Consider the following 17,457-nt stretch of genomic DNA (forward strand, 5'->3'; position numbering starts at 1 on the left):
AAATAACCTCAAGTGACTGCCATTGCAAATAACTCATTCCAAATAAAAGGCACAATTAAATATTATCCCGCAGCCAATTTCTAAAAGCTTGAATTGCTTGGCTGCTACCAACAACTTGACTTTGCTGGACATATTGATTTACTAGCTCAATTATCGGAATATCTGGAAAAGTAGGACTAAAATTTGACTCTACATATTTTCCACCTTGCAAGACGTTAATTTGTAAGCTTTGTTTTCCATATCGCCAAAGTTCTGGTATTCCCAAAATTTGGTAATTATCTAATTGCGTGCGAGAAGTTAAATCAATTTCTATGGCTAAGTCTGGGGGTGGGTCTACACTTAAATTTATGCGATTTTTACCAATAACTGCCGCTTGATTTTGAATGTAAAAACAAGTATCCGGTTCTACTCCCTGACTCATTTTTTCGTTTTTTAGGGTGGTTGAACCTAAAGCATCATAATTGATACTTAGTTCATTCAGTAAAATTTTGACTATATCGCCAATAATTTCTTTGGCTTTTTCATGTTCGGGTAAGGGAACCATAATTTCTAAAAAACCATGACTATAGGAAATTTTGGCAGCGCGATGTTCTCCTAATTCCGCCAAAATATTTTCAAATTGCTGCCAGCTAACGTCCTCAAGTAACAGTTGCTGTCCCGGTTGAATCCTCAATTGTCTTAACTCTAAAAGCATAAAGATTCATCCAACTCTTTTACTACAATATATCGACCCCGCAAGACACTAATTGCCGCATTCATCCCCTGTGGACTCATCTCAAACATCGGCACAAAACGGGCAATTTCCTGAGCCGTAGTTTGTCGCCAGCATTCACTAGGCATCGGATTGAGCCAAGCATAATAACGCACCGACTGCTGTAATTGCTCAATCCATGCCTTAGTATTATCAACCCGTTCTTGGTCAAAATTCCCCCGTGCTGCGCCAGCATCGCTAATAATTAATACTGCCGCTCGTTCGCCAATTTCCTCCAACACTTCAGAAACAGCCTTGGCATCAAGCATTGCCGGATGACGATATAGGTATTCGTCCGGGTAGTCGTGGAAATAAAATACATTGGTTGTTCTCAATCGTCCTCCCCGTTGTGCCGTTTCCACCAACTGGCGCGATAAATCGTGAAATGGCACCATCGAGCCTTCCTGGTCAATTAGTAACACCAAATCAGTGCGATTTGTACGCGGAGGCATCAGTACAGGTTGGAGTAAAATCCCCTCACGCCCAATTTTTGCCACCGTTGCTTCAATATCTAATTCTGTGGCTACTCCTTGGCGCACCGGACGACGCAGATAACGCCAGCATTGCTTCATTTGTCTTTTGGTAACAGGAAAATATTCTGTTAAAAGCATATAGCTAGGGCGTTTCATTTCCCTATCTTTGCGACTACTTCGTACAGCTTGGACAGCTTGCACTGGTTCTGGCGTAATAGTGGGAGTTGTCTCTAAATCAGGTAATGGTTCATCAATTGAAGGTTCTTCAGATATTGATGTTTCTATTGAGGAAGATTGGGAATTTGTTTGTGTAGGTAAATCAAAATTTACTGGGTGCGATTCAATTTGCTTCCACATCTGCTCAAATAACCGACGAATCAGGCGATTTTCTTCCTCAGATTTTGCCCATAACATACAGCAAAGCTGCTCTAATTCCTGTTTATTGCTAATTCCAAAACCCGCTTCTAAACTACGCACAACCACTAGATATTCTTCAACGCCCAACGGCAAACCATGCCGTTGTCGCAGACTGGTAAAAATATCCAACAGTGGTAGTTCTTCAAGTTTCATACTTCAAATACCGCAGATGGTCTTCCCATTTCTTCAACAGAACTTCTGGAAAAGGTATTTCTCCTTCTAACTGCTTTAACACCTCATCTTCAGGAAATTGCCGCAACACTGCAAACCAATCCAACAACTCGCTGGTGCTAACTTTTTTACCTGCTTTCCCCTTCTCCATTTTCTGCCGCAATCCGCTAAAACGCTTCACCGCAGCTTCTACTAAATCAGAGGAAGATTCCAAAAAGTGTGACTTGACAATATTAGCTAACTGTGGATAAGGAAACTGAATATAATAAAACAGACAACGCCGCAGGAAAGCATCAGGTAAATCCTTTTCATCGTTGCTGGTAACGATGACAATGGGAGGGTAATTTGCTTTTACTTCTTCTCCCTTTTCTTCAATCGTAAACCTCTGCTCATCCAACTCTCGCAACAAATCATTGGGGAAGTCAATATCAGCTTTATCAATTTCATCAATCAGCACTACAGTGCGTTGTTCATTTTTAAACGCACGTCCCAAAGGCCCCAGTTTGATGTAATTGTCTAAATTCTCGACTTTGGAATTGCTAGCTTCCCCCATGCGAGCAAGTTGAGCATCGTGCAAACGACCAACAGCGTCGTAGGTGTAGAGTCCATCCCTGGCTCTAGTTGTAGACTTAATATACCAACTTTCGTAGGGTAAACCCAACTCGTAAGCTACTGCCTGCGCTAAAGTGGTTTTACCGCATCCCGGTTCACCTTTGAGCAGTAAGGGACGTTTTTCTAAGAAAATGGCAAGGTTAACTGCTTTAATAAGTTCTGAAGATGGCAAGTAAGGAGAAAGCCCATACTTATGACACTCTTGGGGTGAAATTGGCTTGCCAGCATAATATTGCTTACCATTGGCGATGAGTACACTTGCTAAATCAACCATTTCGCTAACTCTCCTTCCCAACTATGACCACAGTGGCAGCAAATTTCTTCATAAACAAATTCTGGGACACCGTTTTCTGTCTTCTCTAACAATATTTTGGCTGTTAATCCAGTAGGTATTCGCATACTCTCCATCGCTGTTACCATGTCAATCCAATCATCCAAAACATCTAACCCAAAGAGACTAACGGGTGGTAAGTGCAGAGGGATGCGGGGATACTCCGGTTCATCGAATTGCTTTGCCAACAGGACATTTGACTCACAAACACTGCCGCTATTATCTACCAGAAACATTAGTAAATGTGTATTCTGTTGAGTGGGAAGGGAATTTGCTTCAACTTGTGTCACCAGTGGTTCCCAAAATTCTTGCAGCCATGCCACTAAAACCTTTGGCGGCATATAATCCACGGTGTAAAATATAAAAATCACATCTTTAGTTAGCAGGCGATCGCAAATTTTGTGAGTAATCTCCTTTGGTTCTACATCTTTCGGTAAACGAAACCAAGATGCTAGCTGTCGCCACAGGTGAGGGATACTTCTACCTGCACCGTTGTGACTTACGTCGATTTTAATTGGCGAGATATTTTTCCACTCTGGCTTCAACCGGAACAAACGATTTACCAAAAGTTGCTGTCCGCAGTAAGGTTCGCCGTGAACTAAAAAAGCAGCTGTTCGGTGTAATTCCATAACTTTTTTAACTAGCCGCGCCTGTGATTTGAAGTCCATTTGCAACAGCAGGTCAAATAGTAAATGCGCTGGTGTTTGGAAACCTTGAAACTCTGTAATAATTTTATCAATGTTTATCTGGATATCTACGCCGACATCTTTACGGATTTCTGTTAGTAAAGCACAAATTGCAGGTTTGCCGGGGGTAATTTCGCTATAGATATCCAGTACCTTAACCATATCAGTTATAAAAATATCTTTTGAAGTGTTCCAAGTAATACGCTTGGATATATTTTCATTAATACCAAAAGCTTTTGTTAAATAAGATTGGCAATCTTTCTCATCTTTGAAATGTTGAATGAAAAGAGGCAATATTTTTTGCATTAAGTTACTATTTATTGCCATATTTTAACTAGCTGCAAGAAAATTAAAACGTAAAATATCCGATAAATTCAGAGTAAGGTTGACCTAGTGACTTAGAATTGCTCAGTAATATGACTGACCTCTATAAGTTGCAAAGGCATTTCGACAAAATCCATACATACGACCATAATCACCCGAATCTAATTTTGAAGCTGTTGCATCAAAATTCCAAAGTAATTGTTCTAGATTAGGATATAAATCCATAAGCCACTGTGAAGAATTACGTATAAATTCACCTATAATCTGAATTGCTTCGGGATGATACAGGTAAGCTCCTTTCAATGAAAGACTGTTCTCATTTGAAAAATAATCAGGTTTTTTAGCTTCAATGTCAGCTAGACCAAGCACAAATTCTCCCTGATAGAAGGCGGTATCTGCATCAAGTACAAAATCATTAATCCAAGGAACCATAAATTGTTTAATTCGTTCAACCACAGGCACAAAATAAGTACCGCCTAAAATCGTATTAAATATTGACCCAGAATAATGATAGAGATAGGTCAAAGTACAAGTTAGAGGAATATTAGGAAGCGAATCTAATTGCCTATTTAGTTGAATACTTAAAATATCTCTTAGTAACTGGCTACGATTCTCTTGAACACTCAAGATAAATACTACATATATTGCAAGTGCTAAAGGATATAGCCTAATAAATCTGCTTTTTTCATCTGGAAATTTATTTTGAGAGGGTAAAGCCTGATTTGCAATAATTTTGAATGCTCTAAGCAGCGATGGTACATACTGTGAATTATGGTCATGATAAATAATTCTTGCAATAATTTGCAGAAATGGTTCACTTTTTGCTTCCAAATACTCAATACATTGCAAACACTGAGACTTATTATCAGTTGATATTACTACAGGACAAGCATCAATTTTACCCTGCAAAACCTTAACTAAATCTTTCGCCTCTTGCAGCAATAACCTCTCCAGAGGAATTGAGGCATTATTAGATAAATATTGGTCAACTTGTTGAATAAGAGTATTAGAAATACGGGATGTATTACAAATATTTTCTGCTCTAATATCCTTTAGCAGCTCATCTATACTTACCTTTACGTCTTCGCCTACATCCTCACGAATAACTTCTAACAAAGCACAAAGTGCAGGTTTACCAGGAGAAATTTCCCCAAAGGCAACTAATTCATTTATCAAATTAGGAATAAAATTATTCGTGGGCGTGTTCAAAACCAGATGATACTGCACAGGCGTATTAGTCCCCAATGCCCTGATTAAATACCCCCGACGCTGGCTTTCGTTCTCCATCAGGGGTCTAAGTAAGGGTAATATTTTTTGTATTAAGTCGCTACTTATCGCCATTGTCTAACTATCTCGATAAATGGGCGTAAATCTCCGGTGCATTTTTCTGGAGGTCATTCAACAATGCGATCGCACTCGTTCCTGCATTACGTAAATACCTTTGTTGTGTATTTGGTTCTACTAACATACCACCGCTATGATGAATACCAACCACCTGAAAATCATCATCGAAAACAGGCGACCCCGATGAACCTGGTTCTGTACTAGTAGTATACTGTAATACCTGATTATCGGCGTAAGCAACAAAGTTATTCTGTATGGAGATTTTCTTCAAATGACCGCCAGGATGCTGAATAATTGCTACGCGGTCATCTCGCCGCATTAATTTACTTTTGAAGATTAAGGGTTTGCCGAAGTCGGGTACTTCTTTCAGGGTTACTACTGTATAGTCCAGTTCTTCGTTAGTGTAAAAAGCACCATCCGGTAAAGCCCCAATAATCTGTGTTGGGCATTCTTTACCATTGATATCCAGTTGATAATTATAGCTAAAATTACTTTTTTCCCCTACTTCCTGGCTGTTGATAACGTGATTGTTCGTCATTAGTAAATCGGGTGCGATCATAAACCCCGTACCTGCACCTTTGGGAGTAGCAATACGCACTACAGCTTTGGAGGCTTCCAGAGCCAGGTTTAAAATGTAAATATCGCGTAATGTATTTTCCCCAATAATCTTTTCTTTGATATCAGCAGTACTATCCATTCCCTTCCAGTTGCCAATTCCACGGCTAGGACTCACTGGAACATCAAGCGGGTAGTTCTGAAATAGTTCTACGATAAAGTCTTTATCTTCATCCCCAGTGTAAGGCTGAATATAGTTGAGGAAGACAGCAAGGGCTTCTTTATCGTAAGCGACTCGTCCAAATTGAGCTAAAAATCTCACCACTTCCACAGAAACACCCATCGGCGCACCATCCAAATCTAACCGCGCCAGGATAATATCTGCTTGGGCTACACCTTGTAATGCACCTGCGACTAAACGACGGCGATCGCGCACATTAGCAAAGTCTGGTAAATTCTGTACGATACGGGTAAGGCGTTGGAAGTCAGGTGTGGATAGCTGTACGGTCACGGTTACTGTATCCTATGAAACTGATTACTAAACTTTTAGTTTAAAGCAAGATTTATTCGTTAATCTAGCCTGATATCGGAGCGATCGCGTTCATCTTTCACGTTTGCGTTTTTCGATTTCGGCGATGGGTAATAAAAGGTTATCCTCTATTTCTTCTCTTACTTGATCGCTAATACAATTATCTTTATTGAGTAACTCAACTATAAATTTATTATAATCCCAATATAAATTTAGTAATTGCTTCTGGCGATTACTAAATTGCCAGTCATGTCCAATATTACAGTACTTAACCATTATAATCCGCAGTTTTATAATAAATTCTGGTTGGTTCTGTTGCCACCACTCGTATTCAAAATGTTGATTTTTTATAAATTGTGAAGGGACTTGATTCAGTAATTCCTGAATTGCTTGCTTAAGTTCATAACTAAAATTCAAACTTAAAGCAAAACCTAGAAATGCATTTGAAGGTTGGCTTAATATGCTCTCAAGGTCGAGTGCTTTTCCAAATGTATTATCAAAGGATTCAGAAGCTATAACAGGTTTATCCATATAAATAAATCCAGTTAAATTCATTATCAAACTACTATTAAACGTATCAGGAGACTCAATATACCCTTCAAAAGAAGTTGTTAGAGCATAGTAAAAAGCTCTTGCCATAGTTTGCCTGATACGACCTTTGAATGAACAAGATTTTTCATGTATCCACTCTAAAAATTGCTGAATTATTCTGCTTGATGCTACAAGATTATCAATTTTATGTTTCATCAATATAAGCAATTCATTATCGACCCAATGATCAACACCCAAAACTGGCATTGTCCCATGTGAGCGTTGGATATCATCATGTAGGCGATCGCGCACTTTCTGCACTAGGACATCTATTGATGTGGTATCAGTTGCGGTGGAAGAGGGCGATACTCCGAAGGAGTCACTTCGTGAACGGACATCAAGCAGAGGACGCAAATTATCGATATGTTGTTGTACATCTACACCTACTTGCGATCGCACATATTCCAACAATGCCCAAATCGCTTGTTTTCCTGGCGCTACTTCGCCATAATCAGCAAGCTTGCACATCATATCTGGGATAAAAATTGCCACAGCACCACCCCAACTGATGTGTTGCAGCACAGGTTCATCATTACCCAAAGCCAAAACTAGAAAAGGACGGCGGTTTCTCTCATCTTCCAAAAAAGGTCGCAGCAGCTTCACCAGTTCATTGATCGTGTGAGGTTCTAATCTGAGATTTTGAAAGTTCTTGGCATCGGACTGATTTTGTGAATGTGGTTTAGCCCTTCCTTGAATCAGCTTAATGGCTTCGCCGTGGTTGCTAATCAGTGGAGATTGGGGAATTTTTGTGGTTTCGTAGTATGCTTATAATTTCTGTTCAACTGAAACTGTCAGCGTCCGGTTTGTGATCCATTCAAACTCTGGAACTAGATGGGGGTTAAGTCCTGCTAGAAGCGCCCCTGTAAGAACACCATGTTTACCATCTAACTGCTGATAGGCGACTTCATAATCGCGGGATGCAGCAATCAAAAAGCGATCGCACCCCGAACTATGTCTTCCCATCTCGGTATCTTTGAAGTTGAGTAATTCCCCACTAAAACAGCAATCTAACCAAATAACCTGCTGTTGTGCTTGACTTTGCTGCAAAATCTCCCACAACTCTCGCAGCGATAAACCCCATAAGTTTTTGCTAGGGCTAGTATCACTAGTTGCTAAAAAACCTTGCGTTAAACTTTGTCTTAATTGCTTTCGCAGTCCATGTCCAGCGAAAAATAACAACGCCGTCTCTGGAGGCTTCCCACTTTCTGGGAGAAATAAATCGAGGATTGCTGCTTCTAATTCTTCTGTCTTAACTAGTTTATCTGGGTCAACCTGCAATTTACCATCTATATTGCTGGCTGGAAAACGCTTGACTCGAAAATTCCCGTGGGTTTCTAAAAGTTGAGCGATCGCTTCTGTATCAGTTGCGGGGGTTTTAAGATGCTTGTAGTTACCTGTTGCTGAATCTTTAAGGAAAGGATACTTGCTGATACCTACTACCAAAGCATCTCGGCTCATTTTACTCTAATTTATCTAAAACTTATTGATATTATTGATTTAATTTATAAGTTGTGAGTGGTGTTAGTCCAGTAATCTTACAAGTGAATCTTTAACTTCCTTTAGAGACTCTCTAGTTTCTGCAACCTTTTCCCGACGACCAATCCGCTCAAAAATCTCCAATCCTTTATTTAGCCAGTTCTCCGCTTCTCTAAGTTTACTTTCTTTTCTAGGAATGTAAGACTCAGTTTGTGCTGAACGTTGTTCGAGAAGTCCATAACCTCGATAGCACCAAGCAATTGTATGGGTTCGACCAATAAATTCTGCTATTTTTAATGCCTCATCAAACCTATGACGAATTTCTTCAATTGGTTTTTCCTGCAACAAAATTTCCACATGACCTAAATTCGCTGCACTAAAGGCGATGAGAGCTTCTTTGTTTTCCCATTGGCTTTTCTGAGCATTTTCCAAAACTTGGGAGTAAAGTTTTTGTGCAAACTCATAATGCTGTCTACTCTCAAGCTTTTGGTTAATTTCATTTTTCCAATAACCCAGATCCATCGCTAAATCGCCTTGATTTGAATCAATCAAAGCTATTGCGTAATCAGGTTCTTCAAAAGTCCATTTTGTTCCTTTATTCTCAATATACAAATTCATAAGATTACGTGCTTGGTTATGATAATCATTTGCATTCTCAAAGAATTTCGCGACCTTCTTATTTCCTGGATTATTCTGATTACGCTTGAATTCTTCTATGCCCTCACCATGAAAAATTAAGGCACCAAGTTGTGAAATTTTAGCCTTGTAAAATGTTATAAAAGCATTAATGCTAGGGATTTTATCTAAATTTTCTTGAGCTTTTACCAACCATTTCTTTGCTTCTCTATAATTATTTTGACGGCAGCAAACCCAACCTGCTCCAAAAGCTGAACGCCATGCGGCTTCATAATCTTTACTAGGAGAATCGTGTTCTAGATCAGAGGCAGAAGTACAAATCTGAATACGCGTATCCCAAAATCCTCTTTCAAATAAAAAATGGTTTAAAGAATCAACAATTTTGAATGTATTGGTAAATTCTCTTTGATTTTTACACCATGAAAATGCTGCTAAACAATTGGGTAAGTCTTGTTCTAATTCTTCATATTTATCCAGTCCTAATCCAGGTCTTGCTAGTTTTTCCATTAGGACAATAAAATATCTAACGGCTTCACTATATATAGCTCTTTTCAAGATTATATCATCATCAATCTTCTTACCAGCAAAACTTCGAGTGAGAGGATGAATTGAAAACCGGAATTTTTCACCTCCCATTCTGTCTCGATTAGGTTGTATCAATGACATTTTGATTAAATGTTCAATTTCCGACTGAAAATTTTCTGGTTCAATACCACTTATTACTTGAATAGCATCTTCTGATGCTGGAGCAGTAAAAAAAGTCATGCTCATAAGAATCCGACGAGTTGGTTGTTTAAGTAGATCCCAAGAATTCCCAAAAATACTCTCCAACATATTATTTACTTGGGATTCATTTCCGATTATTCCGTTACCTTGTTTTTTATCACGATTTGTTAGATTTCTGAGAAGAAATTCCAGAGGAATTCCTTGAGATAGTTGTCCAATAATCCATTGGAGAGCTAGAGGCAATCCAGACGTTATATCATGAATGTTTTGAACATCAGGTGTTCGAAAAAATTGGTTTAGTCCCTGATTGTTACCAATTTCTTTTAACATCTGATGAGTTTGAGAGAATTTAAATCCTTCTAAATTAATAACGGAATAATCCCTTGGTAGAATATGTCTAGTTGTAATTAAAACTTTACTAGGATAAAAATTATTATCAGCCAGAAATTTATCTACTTCTTTATCGCCAATTCGTTCAAAACTATCAACAACCAAAAGATATCTCTCTTGACGAAGTAGTTCAGAAACTTTCTCTTGTTTTTGACTCATTGTTAATTGGTCTGAGCGATAACCAATCGCTCTTAATACAATATCTAATAAGTCAGCTAAATCAATGGGAGAATCATTTGCTGAAGCCCAAATCACTTTTCTGAATAACCCTTCTACTTTTCTCGCTGCTTCAGCAGCTAATACAGTTTTACCTGTTCCTCCCATTCCGCGTATCACTATATTCCTCACCCATTTCTCTTGAGATTTTAATGCTTCTTCAATAAACTGTTGTTCTTGGGGTCTCTCAATAAATTGTATTGGCGATGGAATACCATATTTTGATGAATTTCCAGAAATAGAAGCATCATTTGATGACATTTTTTCTTCTAAAATAGAAATTTCGCGACGTAATTCCAAGTAATTTAGTAACATATTTTCTGGACATTTTCGCATTCCGCCTCTATCTTCAATATTTTTTTCTAGTTTCTTTAGTTGAGATTGTTTAGCTTCCAAATCCTGGTAGTAAGAAGGTTGTTGTATCATTTCGTATCTTTTATTGGGATCAGATTTGTCTATATTTATATTTACTTTGACCGGATAATTTATTGATTCTGCTTGGCTTAGACTAAATTCGTTTTCTTTTTTTTCTCCATCTTTAATGTCTATATAAAGCTTACTCCTTGTTTGAATTAGGTTAATCCCTCTACCATGTTTACTAATTTCCGGTTTCTGAGAAATTTTTGCTTGGGCATAGTATTCTTCTAATTGCTTATCAACAAAATCTGCTATAGCCAGATCCGTTATCCAATTACCTTCCTGCATTCGATCAGGATCAAGTCCTTTTAACAAAGCACCTGAAAGTAGTCCATACCTACCATCCAACTGTTGGTAAGCGACTTCAGAACTATGAGATGCAGCAATCAAAAAGCGATCACGTCCTGAACCTTGCCCCGGAATTTGGGCATCCTTGAAGTTCAACAATTCACCACTAAAGCAACAATCTAACCAAATAATTTGCTCTTGCACGGGACTTCGTTGCGCTATTTCCCATAAATCTCTAAGCAACAAACCCTTCCACTGATTTTTACTAAGATGGGCATCACTGGTTGCCAAAATACTTTGTTTGATGTTTCCTAATGACCTTACTAATCCATGCCCTGTAAAGAATAGCAGCGCTGTATCTCGACTGCTTTCTGGGAGAAACAATCTCGTTATAGCATCCACTAACTCATCAACGCTGACTGATTTCTGCGGATCAAGTTGTAATTTTCCGCCAATATTACTAGCAGGTAGTCGTTGCACTCGAAAATAACCGTGACTTTCAAGCAGTTGGGCTATTGCTTCCGCATCCGAAGCTGGAGTTGTCAGGTGCTTGGCTTTACTTGTCGGTGTATCCTTTAAAAAAGGATATTGGTTGATACCAACTACAAGTGCTTCTCTTCTCATAGTAAATAATTTTACCCATATAAAGTATTACAATTCACCTACTTTAATGAATTCTTCCGTTACCAAAACCTTACTAGCTCTGTTACTGGCACTAAGAGAACTTACCGTCTCCCTTAGCCCCGATGAACAAGTACTTTTACAAGACATAGGACAGCAACTGGCTCTTGACCCTGATGACTGGGACTTCATTAGAGAAGAGCTAATAGAAATGATTCAGGCAAATTCCGCCTTAAATCATATTTATCAGTCTAACAAAGTCAAATTAGATGCTTTAGACGGACGAATCCCCAGAGAATTGTTACCAAGCCTAGCTTACTTAGAGAAAGAACTATTCGGAGATATAAAAGAAATTACCACCTTTGACGGTCAAATCAAAGGTGAACCCAACAATCAACCAAATCCGGTAATTAGCCTTACCAGTTCCATCCTGCGTCTTTCCAACCAAGACCACACTGTTAAACAGCTACCTTTTATACAAGAAATCTCTGACTATGTAGAAAACTATCGTTACTTTAATACTTACTTTGCTAATCCTGATGAGCGCACAACAGTTCCACCCAGCGAACCTTTAATTCACGGACAGACTTATTTATTGCTTGTAGACATCAGCCCGGAACGAAAAGGAATAGAGAGTGAGCCGACTCCATTTCCAGATCAAGCCTTGGCTCAGGTGTGGAATGACTCGGAATCCCTACCTCTAGATTTAGTGGTGGCTTCTAAGGACTTTAACATTGATGCAATAGTCAAAAAGCTAACCTTACCCCGCAGTGGTGCATCAGACAGTATACAGTTCACCGTTAAACCTAACTTATTTGAAGGTCGAGGCTACATTCAAGTGGACTTGTTATATCGCGGATATTTGCTTCAGTCAAAGCAACTTGCAGTCCTCATCATCCCCGTAGCTGGGGCAGAAATCCCAGAATCACTGCGCCCACCTCAAACTGCTACCATTACCTTTACTACCACTGACTTGCTGACTCATGAAAAGCTAGCACTGCTTCCTGAGCGATTCTTAACTGTAGATGTACAAGTTGATACACGGGATGGTAGCACTGATCTGCGCTTTCTGGACAGAACACAGGGAAATCAAGAATTAGTATCTTATAGTACAAATTTACAATCTGGGTTAGGAAGTGCGATCGCCAGAGTGCGGCAAAAATTGCACTCAATGGCGGCGACAAAAGAGGGTTATCAGTTTAAAACCCAAGGCGATATGAAGTTGCTGAATACCTGGCTACCTCAGTTAGCCGATGCTGGACGATATTTATATCGCTCATTGCTCCCCGAAAACAAAGGTCGAACGTTAGGTGAAGACAATGGCGAAAAATTACGCGCCGCATTGAAACCCGATAGTGTCATCCAAGTCAACCCGATTAACCCAATTTTAGGATTGGGAAAGACAACAATCCCTTGGGCGTTGCTATACGAGCGTAAGGTCATGACCAGTAAAGAAGTTCATGTCTGCGAAGATTTTCTCCATCACGATATCGACTGTACTGACTGTCCTTTTAAGGATAATTACAAAGTTGTTTGTCCCCATGCTTTTTGGGGCTATCGCTATGCCATAGAGCAACTTCCAGCTTGGACAAGTGGCGAACTTTCTCAAACGCCTAGCCTTGTATGGCAAATTGCCAATAATCAACCTTTGTATATCAATTTCAACGTCTGGCGGGATTTTAGGTTTTGGAAAAACCACCTGCCTAAAATTGAACAACTTGGTTACGTGAAAATGCTAGTAGCTGAAGAAATCATGGAACTGGAGAATATTTGGGCAACTTACAGTTCTGATTTAGATATTGTGTACTTTTATTGTCACGGCGGTATAGATGAAACTGAACAACTGCCTTACTTGCAACTGAGCGATGACAAAATTTCCAGTAATTTTCTCGAAGCCTGCGAGGTAAACTGGCAGCATCGCCCTTTAGTCTTACTCAACGGCTGCGCTACTGGGGATTATGGCCCTGATAGTTACATCAGCTTAATTGATGACTTTCGTGCAGCTGGTGCTAGTGGCGTAATTGGTACGGAATGCCCTGTACCAGAATTATTTGCAGAACTCTATGCCATTACCCTGCTGAAGCGAGTATTTCGCGGAGAACCTTTAGGACAAGCTATGCTGACAGTGCGGCGAGAAATGCTTCAGCAAAACCTCAATCCTTTGGGTTTAGTGTATTCATTGTATGCTCCTTATGAGATTGCTTTAGCTCGTGCGCTCGCCCATAATTAACTGCTTGACCTACTCATGAAACGCTGGATTACTGCTGCACTCCTGATTTTACTCATTTGTCCTGCTCCTGCTGTTGCTCAAACTAATGTCAAAATTGAAGTTGATGCCAAAGACAAGCCTTTGGAAATTAAAGGTTGGCTGGGCGAAGAAAATGCCTTAATTAGCAACATTCGGTTAACAGCCTCTGGAGGGAGTATCACTGCTTGGACATTCCTACCCTCAGATTTGAAACGAACCGAAGGTGATGAGGTAATTGGTCGTCAGCAGGTAGAGTTAATCGGGGAACGCAAGCTAGAAGAGGGTTTACCAAAAGATTTTCAGGTGAAGCTGAGTGGTGTAAAGTTACCAGGAACTTATCAAGGACAGATTGAAATACTTTTACCTAGTCAAAAGCGGTCTGAGGCTTTGGTGATTCCTTTAACAGTGAAAGCAAAAGCTAGACCTGCATTAGTACCTGTAAAAGATTCAGAACAAGTTCAGTTGCAATTAGTTCGATGCAGTTGGGATTGTGGTTTAGCTCATTTATTACTTCCCGCCAGCGCTTTCCAAGATCAACGGCTAATTTATTTAGATAACCCTAATCAAGCAACTGTGTTTCTTACCAGTGCTGAAGTAATTTTACAAGGGAAACAAACTAACTATCAAATTACTAAAACTGAAGTAGAACCCCCGCAAAGTCCACAAACTTTAGCTGCTAATAAGATTATTAGTTTACCTTTGAACTGGAAGCGATCGCAAATTCCCCCTGATCGGTATACGGGAGCAGTTTACTTGACAATGGAAGGTCGAGAGGGGAGACTGTCGATTCCAGTGGATTTAAGTATGCGAACTGGCCCAGCAATACCAATTTTAGTTTTATTGGTAGGCATCGTTCTAGGCAGATTGTTTAAGTATATGCAAGAGAAGGGGATTCCCCAATCGGATGCTTTGGCGAAAGTCTACGAAGTAGAGAACATGATTGCTCAAGTTGACCAACAAGACCAAGAAATTCTGAGTCCAATGGTCAACAAAGTTAGGAATTCTGTTTCTCAGATGGATTTAGAAACAGTGAACGCAGATTTAGTCAAGATAAAAGAGCGTCTTAACTGCTTAACTAGCCTCCGAAAAATCGAACAGCAGTTAAAAGGTATGGAACAAGACCCTGATGTGGGTGGTGAAAACGGGCTATTAGCCAAAATTGGTAAAGCTCGAAACTTGATTAAATTGGAAAACGATGAGCAAGCTAAAGAATTGCTGCAACAGATACAGCAGAGTATTATCAACCTCAGCAATGGCATGATGGGAGGAGATAAAAAACCCGATCCTAGTTTGACAGCAGCTGCAAATGAAGCGGCTGCGGCTATATTGGCTGCTGCTGGGCAGAAAACTAAATCAGACAGGTTTGCGTGGTTGCGCCGACTTTTGATAGCGATCGCAGGAGTATCTAATGAATTACGAGCAGAAACAACACTCTGGATTGTGCGACCACTGTTATCTTTAACGTTGTTAGTAGGATTATCGTTAGTGGGGATACGCGCTTTGTATGTAGAAAAGGGGATGACTTTTGGTGCTGACCCCTTTTCTAATTATTTAGAATTGATACTTTGGGGATTGAGTGCAGATGTCGCTAGTCGTAGCTTGAGTAATTTGGCGGGGGGACAGATTCAGGACAAGTAAAAGTAACAAATAAATCGAATGAAATTACTGCAATTCCTGCATTATTACGATTGATGTTATGGGTTGGTCATGCTCCACAAAATTTATTATTGCTCCGACAGATTGCACTTAACGAATTAAATTTAGAGCAATCGTTCAAGCGTAGTAATCGTCAAAAACCTTTCTCGTGCTGCTATGGACAATAATTATATATATGCTGATGATTCTTGCTGCTTGTTTATCCCAATATAATGATGTCTCTAAATCCGCTTGTCAATAGCATTTGAGATGCGCTTACCCTGACTTTCTTGTACCCAAACGGTTATCCCTGCGCTCCCACTTTTCTTTATTGAACTGACTGCGCCACTTCAAAACTAAGTTCAATTTCAATTCTTTTAGTGATCTTCACTTGTATGGGCGAGTACCAAACTCATTAAACTATCTAAAATGCGATCGCGTGACAATGGCATCATTTCTTTGCCATAGAGCATTTCCTGCACCATCACATAAGATACCAGTGAGCCAAAAAGATTTGCGCTGTTGCTTCTGGGTCATTATGCGGCGGGATTGCGCCAAGTGAGTGATGATTTATTGCGAGAACGCCGCCAGAAATACTTAAAATTAATGAGTTTGGAACAATTTGGCGATCGCTTGGCGGGTCAACTTTCTGGTGGGATGAAACAAAAGCTGGCGCTGTGTTGTTGCGATCGCGTCGCACTGATGTATAGTGGTCAAATTCACGAAATTGGTACACCCGCAGCATTACGCGCTAATTTAGGCTTACATCGCTTAGAAGTCAGAACAGCAAATCTAGAGATAGCCGAGAAACTTCTCTTGCAGAATGTACAGACAAATATAGTCGATGTGCAGACATTTGGCGATCGCTTGGATGTTCTCGTTCAAGATGTAACTCTTGGTGAAACCCAGGTAAATCAACTACTACAACAGCATCACCCCAGTATTGAACGTGGTGAACCCACCCTAGAATTGAGCGGTTGTATGCCACCAATCAATTTGCACCTAAACAATGGTCAGGTGGTAATCCAGTACGGGATGCAATTGACAGGGGTATTGCTAAAGCAGCAGTGGTTATTTCTCCCCAATTTAGCCGAGATATTCAAGCTGGTAGAAATGCAAAGGTGCAAGTATTGATTGATGCCACAGATGTTAATAATGCTCGTGTAATTAGAGGTAACATTCAAAGAGTAACTAATTTTTTCATGCAAGACCAAGGACTACTACCAGATAAAAATATTATTACACCGCGAATCCGCTTGTGGTTTAACCCTGGTAGATTGGAGTCGCTGTACATTGTACCGGGAACTTATGGTGTAGTATTGTGGATTTTTCCCTCATTGCTAACAGCGATCGCAATGGTACGTGAAAAAGAAAAAGGTACAATTTTACAAGTTTATGCTTCTAGCATTAGTGCAACCGAACTATTACTTGACAAAGGATTAGCTTACCTGCTAATTGCCATTACAGAAGCTTTAATAGTCATGGTATTAGGGTCAATAATTTTTCATATCGGCGTAATTAGTAACCCGATTACTTTATTAATAGGAACTCTACTCTTTTTAATAGATAGTGTTTCCTTTGGTTTACTTGTAGGGGTACGTAGCAGTAACCAAAATTCCGCAGTGCAAATCGTTTCTCTTTTCGGTTTTATTACATCTTTATTACTATCTGGTTTTATTTATCCCCTGAGTAATATTCCTTTTCCCCTTTCACTAACACCTAACGTATTTCCTGCGCGTTATTACATTGATATCACCCGTGACGCTTTTGTGTGTGGTACGGGATGGACAGGAGTTTGGTTTGACTTACTCATGCTTGCAGTTTTGGGATTTGTATTTTTCAACGTATCGCGTCGGCTTTTAAGTCGAATGCAAATTAGTCATTAGTCATTAGTCATTGGTCATTAGTAGTTAGTTATCAGCCTTCATCATATATGAAATATATTTGGCAATTATTTGATAGTCCATTGTGGTCATTAGTGCGTAAAGAAATTAATCAAATTCTGCGAAACAGGCAATTG

The 17,457-nt window shown here is 39.6% G+C and carries 12 protein-coding genes and 1 pseudogene; 4 read left to right on the forward strand and 9 right to left on the reverse strand.

Annotated elements, in window-relative coordinates; all coding sequences use genetic code 11:
- Positions 1 to 55: 55 nt before the first annotated feature.
- The 9 genes from ACFFRD_RS19240 to ACFFRD_RS19280 form a co-directional block, all read right to left on the reverse strand.
- Complete coding sequence (locus ACFFRD_RS19240) at positions 56 to 694, reverse strand: Uma2 family endonuclease (protein WP_392482763.1); 639 nt, start codon at positions 692 to 694, stop codon at positions 56 to 58.
- A complete protein-coding gene (locus ACFFRD_RS19245; RefSeq protein ID WP_392482765.1) occupies positions 685 to 1,794 on the reverse strand; it encodes a VWA domain-containing protein in 1,110 nt (369 codons plus the stop codon). The genes ACFFRD_RS19240 and ACFFRD_RS19245 overlap by 10 nt, the downstream gene beginning before the upstream one ends.
- A complete protein-coding gene (locus ACFFRD_RS19250) occupies positions 1,784 to 2,698 on the reverse strand; it encodes an AAA family ATPase (protein WP_392482767.1) in 915 nt (304 codons plus the stop codon). Before ACFFRD_RS19250 ends, ACFFRD_RS19245 begins: the two co-directional genes overlap by 11 nt.
- On the reverse strand, positions 2,686 to 3,768 hold the full coding sequence (locus ACFFRD_RS19255) for an XRE family transcriptional regulator (RefSeq protein WP_392482768.1): 1,083 nt from the start codon (positions 3,766 to 3,768) through the stop codon (positions 2,686 to 2,688). Before ACFFRD_RS19255 ends, ACFFRD_RS19250 begins: the two co-directional genes overlap by 13 nt.
- Before the next feature lie 81 nt (positions 3,769 to 3,849).
- Positions 3,850 to 5,106 carry a hypothetical protein gene (locus ACFFRD_RS19260; protein WP_392482770.1) on the reverse strand — a complete coding sequence of 419 codons (1,257 nt, stop codon included), beginning with the start codon at positions 5,104 to 5,106 and terminating at the stop codon, positions 3,850 to 3,852.
- A gap of 7 nt (positions 5,107 to 5,113) precedes the next feature.
- Complete coding sequence (locus tag ACFFRD_RS19265; RefSeq protein ID WP_392482771.1) at positions 5,114 to 6,175, reverse strand: trypsin-like peptidase domain-containing protein; 1,062 nt, start codon at positions 6,173 to 6,175, stop codon at positions 5,114 to 5,116.
- A 90-nt stretch (positions 6,176 to 6,265) separates the two neighbouring features.
- Positions 6,266 to 7,387, reverse strand: coding sequence for a hypothetical protein (locus tag ACFFRD_RS19270; protein ID WP_392482772.1), 1,122 nt, complete (start codon positions 7,385 to 7,387; stop codon positions 6,266 to 6,268).
- Between the two features lie 162 nt (positions 7,388 to 7,549).
- Positions 7,550 to 8,242 carry a caspase domain-containing protein gene (locus tag ACFFRD_RS19275; RefSeq protein WP_392482773.1) on the reverse strand — a complete coding sequence of 231 codons (693 nt, stop codon included), beginning with the start codon at positions 8,240 to 8,242 and terminating at the stop codon, positions 7,550 to 7,552.
- Between the two features lie 63 nt (positions 8,243 to 8,305).
- Positions 8,306 to 11,557, reverse strand: coding sequence for an NB-ARC domain-containing protein (locus tag ACFFRD_RS19280; protein WP_392482774.1), 3,252 nt, complete (start codon positions 11,555 to 11,557; stop codon positions 8,306 to 8,308).
- 46 nt (positions 11,558 to 11,603) lie between these two features.
- Here ACFFRD_RS19280 and ACFFRD_RS19285 point away from each other — a divergent pair, with 46 nt between their 5' ends.
- The 4 genes and pseudogenes from ACFFRD_RS19285 (at position 11,604) to ACFFRD_RS19300 (ending at position 17,323) form a co-directional block, all read left to right on the forward strand.
- Positions 11,604 to 13,784 (forward strand): CHAT domain-containing protein, encoded by a 2,181-nt coding sequence (locus ACFFRD_RS19285; protein ID WP_392482775.1) that lies wholly within the window; start codon positions 11,604 to 11,606, stop codon positions 13,782 to 13,784.
- A gap of 15 nt (positions 13,785 to 13,799) precedes the next feature.
- Positions 13,800 to 15,440 carry a hypothetical protein gene (locus ACFFRD_RS19290; protein WP_392482776.1) on the forward strand — a complete coding sequence of 547 codons (1,641 nt, stop codon included), beginning with the start codon at positions 13,800 to 13,802 and terminating at the stop codon, positions 15,438 to 15,440.
- Between the two features lie 534 nt (positions 15,441 to 15,974).
- Positions 15,975 to 16,406 (forward strand): annotated as a pseudogene (locus ACFFRD_RS19295) (ABC transporter ATP-binding protein); the annotation flags it as partial.
- Between the two features lie 98 nt (positions 16,407 to 16,504).
- Positions 16,505 to 17,323: an ABC transporter permease gene (locus ACFFRD_RS19300; RefSeq protein WP_392482777.1), complete on the forward strand. Its 819-nt coding sequence runs from the start codon at positions 16,505 to 16,507 to the stop codon at positions 17,321 to 17,323.
- Positions 17,324 to 17,457 lie beyond the last annotated feature (134 nt).

Source organism: Nostoc sp. C110, assembly GCF_043099725.1.
In the GTDB taxonomy this organism is placed as follows: domain Bacteria; phylum Cyanobacteriota; class Cyanobacteriia; order Cyanobacteriales; family Nostocaceae; genus Nostoc; species Nostoc muscorum_A.

Bases quoted from the DNA above. Each gene is read 5' to 3' on its own strand.
- ACFFRD_RS19260 (WP_392482770.1), bottom strand. From the start codon at position 5,106: ATGGCGATAAGTAGCGACTTAATACAAAAAATATTACCCTTACTTAGA.
- ACFFRD_RS19290 (WP_392482776.1), top strand. From the start codon at position 13,800: ATGAAACGCTGGATTACTGCTGCACTCCTGATTTTACTCATTTGTCCT.
- ACFFRD_RS19255 (WP_392482768.1), bottom strand. From the start codon at position 3,768: ATGGCAATAAATAGTAACTTAATGCAAAAAATATTGCCTCTTTTCATT.
- ACFFRD_RS19245 (WP_392482765.1), bottom strand. From the start codon at position 1,794: ATGAAACTTGAAGAACTACCACTGTTGGATATTTTTACCAGTCTGCGA.
- ACFFRD_RS19275 (WP_392482773.1), bottom strand. From the start codon at position 8,242: ATGAGCCGAGATGCTTTGGTAGTAGGTATCAGCAAGTATCCTTTCCTT.
- ACFFRD_RS19240 (WP_392482763.1), bottom strand. From the start codon at position 694: ATGCTTTTAGAGTTAAGACAATTGAGGATTCAACCGGGACAGCAACTG.
- ACFFRD_RS19285 (WP_392482775.1), top strand. From the start codon at position 11,604: ATGAATTCTTCCGTTACCAAAACCTTACTAGCTCTGTTACTGGCACTA.
- ACFFRD_RS19280 (WP_392482774.1), bottom strand. From the start codon at position 11,557: ATGAGAAGAGAAGCACTTGTAGTTGGTATCAACCAATATCCTTTTTTA.
- ACFFRD_RS19250 (WP_392482767.1), bottom strand. From the start codon at position 2,698: ATGGTTGATTTAGCAAGTGTACTCATCGCCAATGGTAAGCAATATTAT.